Here is a 3,439-nt window from a genome sequence, read left to right as displayed (position 1 = left end):
AATGAAAACGACACCATTGCGACTGATGAAATCCGCTATGGCGATAATGACCGTCTCGCGGCGCAGGTCGCGGTCACGGTTGGCGCAGATACATTGGTTTTGATGTCTGATGTGGACGGCCTCTATACTGCGAATCCGTCGATTGATCCCAGTGCAACGCGCCTTGATGTCGTGGACGAGATCACGCCCGAGATTGAAGCGATGGCGGGGGACCCAACATCAAGCCTGTCCAAAGGTGGCATGAAGACCAAGGTCATGGCTGCGATCACTGCGACGTCTTCGGGTTGTTCTATGGTGGTCATGGAAGGATCCGTTCTGCGCCCGATCCAAGCATTAGAGGCGGGGGCGAACTGCACATGGTTCACCGCGCAAACCGATCCACATGCAGCGCGCAAGGCGTGGATTTTCGCAATGAAATCCATGGGGAGCGTGCGTTTGGATGCGGGCGCTGTAAAGGCGCTCAACTCAGGTAATTCGCTTTTGCCGGCAGGGGTGAGTCAGGTCACAGGACGCTTCAAACGTGGTGACTGTATTGCGATTGAGGATCAAGACGGGCATGTGTTGGGTTATGGCCTCGCGCGCTATACCAGCACAGAGGCCAAGGCGATCAAAGGTCACCGCAGCAACGAAATTGAAGCGATCCTCGGCTATGCGGGCCGTGCGGCGCTTATTCACAGAGACGACATGGCGATACAATAGATGGAGGCCGCAATGAAAGATTTTGAGACTATTCCGGCCCTTATGGCTGACATCGGTGCGCGCGCAAAAGCGGCATCTGCTGAACTTGCGAGCGCAAGCGCAGAACGTAAGCACGCCGCTTTGATTGGCGCAGCTGAAGCTGTGTGGAAAACGCGCGATGCGATCATTGAAGCGAACAAGCTTGATCTTGAGTTTGGGCGCAACAAAGGCCTGTCCGATGCGATGATGGATCGCTTGATGCTTGATGAGGCGCGTATTCAAGGCATCGTTGATGGCCTGCGCGCTGTTGCAGAGCAGGCCGATCCCGTGGGCGAGGTGCTGACGGAATGGGACATGCCATCTGGTCTGCATATCCGCCGTGTGCGCACGCCATTGGGCGTGATTGGCGTTATTTATGAAAGTCGTCCCAATGTGACCGCAGACGCGGGCGCGCTTTGCCTAAAGTCTGGCAATGCGGTGATCCTGCGCGGTGGCTCTGAGAGCTTCCATAGCTCCGGCGCGATCCATGCCGCGCTTGTGGACGGTGTGACCAAGGCGGGTCTGCCTGCGGATAGCATTCAACTTGTGCCAACGCGCGATCGCGCGGCTGTGCAAGAGATGTTGACCATGACGGATACAATCGACGTGATCGTACCGCGCGGTGGTAAGGGGCTCGTTGGCCTCGTGCAACGCGAAGCGCGCGTGCCGGTCTTTGCCCATCTCGAAGGCATCGTGCACATCTATATCGATGCGGCTGCGGACCTTGAAAAGACGCTCAACGTTGTGATGAATGCGAAGACCCGCCGCACAGGGATTTGTGGCTCCGCTGAATGCTTGCTGATCCATAAGGATGCGGCTGACAGCATCGGCCAAGCCACGATTGCTGCGCTGATGGAAGCGGGTGTTGAAGTGCGCGCCGATGCTGGACTAGAAGGCAGCGTTGCGGCGCAAGCCTCTGATTTCGGTCAGGAATTCTTGGACATGATCATCGCGGCGAAGATTGTTGATGATATCGACGGCGCGATTGAGCACATTCGCACCTATGGATCGAACCACACCGATTGCATTATGACCGAAGATGACAGCGCGGCAGAAACGTTCTTTGCCCAGCTTGATAGTGCGATCTTGATGCGCAACGCCTCCACGCAATTTGCCGATGGTGGTGAATTTGGCATGGGCGCCGAGATCGGGATTGCCACGGGCAAGATGCATGCACGTGGCCCTGTTGGCGCTGCGCAATTGACCAGCTTCAAATATCTGGTCGATGGCGACGGCACGGTTCGTGGCTAAGAACTAAACGATCAAAGTTGCACCAGTTTCTGTTCGCTCAAACAGGATCTGGCGCCCTTTGTCTGATGCGTGCATCGGCAAGAGCAAAAATTGCACATGCGCGGGCAAGACTGGCGCGATATCGTCTGTCGTTTCATCAACAGGCTCTTTGAGCGACGCCCAAAGCTCCTCGTCGATCAACATGCGTTCTGAATCCATGTCGAGCTGCCAAGTTTCGCCGCGCCGTGCAATTGTGAGCGAGCCGCCGAAGGGCATGGCTTGCTCTGCACATTGGATCGCAAGGAAGGCAATTTGCACTTCGCTTCTGCTTAGCTCTTCCGTAGGGGTCCATTGGATGTGAAGGCGAGAGCCACGGGAGAGATCCCTAAGGATCGACATGATTTCTGAATGCCCGAGGCGCTGAGTGTCGCTTTGGCCGCCATAAGCGATACGAAAAAAGCGAATTCGTGCATTGGCGGCATCAACACTTTCGGAAATCAGCGACATTTCTGGGCTCGTCGCCCCGCCAGTCATTGAAATAAGTTCCATTCCGTTGTTGATGGCACCAATAGGGCTAATAAGGTCATGACAAATTCTTGATCCGACCAGTGCTGCAAACTGCAAACTGTGCTCACCCATAAATACATCCTTTGGTGGGAGTTAACATGACTGACCTAAACGCGTTTTTGGAGCCCGGAATGTTTGTGCGCCATCCAAATGAGCCTGACTGGGGTTTGGGGCAGGTGCAGTCCGTTATTATGCCTCGCATCACTGTAAACTTCAGAGAGGTTGGCAAAGTTGTCATTAACGGTTCCCAAGTAGCGTTAGTGCCTGTCTTTGATGAAGAATAATGGTTAAGAACAAATTAAGCAACCTGTAGTTGTCTTTCCTTTCGTCAAAGATGTGGTTAACTTGCTTGTACCGCCTTTGGCCATTGCGTATTCATCACGGCATCCTTTCGTTGTGAATGATCCATGGCTCATCCTGATTTCGACGTTCTTTTCGCGGCTACTGATGCCCACCTAGAGGCTGTTCAGGCCTTAAGGTATGATGTTTTTGTACGCGAGCTCGGAGGGGATGGCGCGTTAGTTGATCATGAAAAGGGTCTGGAAAAAGACCATTATGACCCGTTCTCCCGCCATTTAATGCTTTTGGATCGCACGCGCGGCACTGATATCGAAGATCAAGTCGTCGGCGCCTATCGTTTGTTGGATGTCGCAGGGGCAAAGCAAGCAGGCAGTTTTTATTCCGAACACGAATATGATCTAAGCCCTTTGCTCGAAACTAATCGTAAGCTGTTGGAACTCGGACGTTCTTGCCTGCATCGCGACTATCGTGGCGGCACGGCGATGTTCCATCTATGGTCAGCGCTTGCCAAGCATATCCTTGCTGAAAAAGTAGACGTTCTGTTCGGTGTCGCCAGTTTCCATGGCATAGACGTTGATGCTTTGGCGCAGCCCTTGGCCTTGCTGCATCATCGCCATCTTGCGCC

At 54.1% G+C, this 3,439-nt stretch carries 5 protein-coding genes; 4 read left to right on the top strand and 1 reads right to left on the bottom strand.

Features of this window, described 5'->3' with window-relative positions; translation table 11 throughout:
• Both proB and ABJQ89_RS02880 read left to right on the top strand, forming a co-directional pair.
• The coding region (gene proB, locus ABJQ89_RS02885) for a glutamate 5-kinase (protein ID WP_348494767.1) at positions 1–699 on the top strand (699 nt) is incomplete at its 5' end.
• A gap of 12 nt (positions 700–711) precedes the next feature.
• Positions 712–1,968, top strand: coding sequence for a glutamate-5-semialdehyde dehydrogenase (locus ABJQ89_RS02880; protein ID WP_348494766.1), 1,257 nt, complete (start codon positions 712–714; stop codon positions 1,966–1,968).
• 3 nt (positions 1,969–1,971) lie between these two features.
• Here ABJQ89_RS02880 and ABJQ89_RS02875 read toward each other — a convergent pair whose 3' ends face one another.
• On the bottom strand, positions 1,972–2,586 hold the full coding sequence (locus tag ABJQ89_RS02875) for a histidine phosphotransferase family protein (protein WP_348494765.1): 615 nt from the start codon (positions 2,584–2,586) through the stop codon (positions 1,972–1,974).
• 26 nt (positions 2,587–2,612) lie between these two features.
• Here ABJQ89_RS02875 and ABJQ89_RS02870 point away from each other — a divergent pair, with 26 nt between their 5' ends.
• Entirely contained in the window at positions 2,613–2,798 is a 186-nt protein-coding gene (locus tag ABJQ89_RS02870; RefSeq protein ID WP_348494764.1) for a DUF3553 domain-containing protein, read from the top strand.
• Between the two features lie 123 nt (positions 2,799–2,921).
• On the top strand, positions 2,922–3,439 hold a 518-nt coding region (locus ABJQ89_RS02865; RefSeq protein ID WP_348494763.1), incomplete at its 3' end, for a GNAT family N-acetyltransferase.

It is taken from the genome of Planktotalea sp. (assembly GCF_039984035.1).
Taxonomy (GTDB): Bacteria; Pseudomonadota; Alphaproteobacteria; order Rhodobacterales; family Rhodobacteraceae; genus Planktotalea.
This window is presented reverse-complemented; position numbering and strand designations above follow the sequence as displayed.

Excerpts from the sequence above, each read along its gene's own strand:
- ABJQ89_RS02875 (WP_348494765.1), bottom strand. The coding sequence starts at position 2,586 with ATGGGTGAGCACAGTTTGCAGTTTGCAGCACTGGTCGGATCAAGAATT.
- ABJQ89_RS02870 (WP_348494764.1), top strand. The coding sequence starts at position 2,613 with ATGACTGACCTAAACGCGTTTTTGGAGCCCGGAATGTTTGTGCGCCAT.
- ABJQ89_RS02880 (WP_348494766.1), top strand. The coding sequence starts at position 712 with ATGAAAGATTTTGAGACTATTCCGGCCCTTATGGCTGACATCGGTGCG.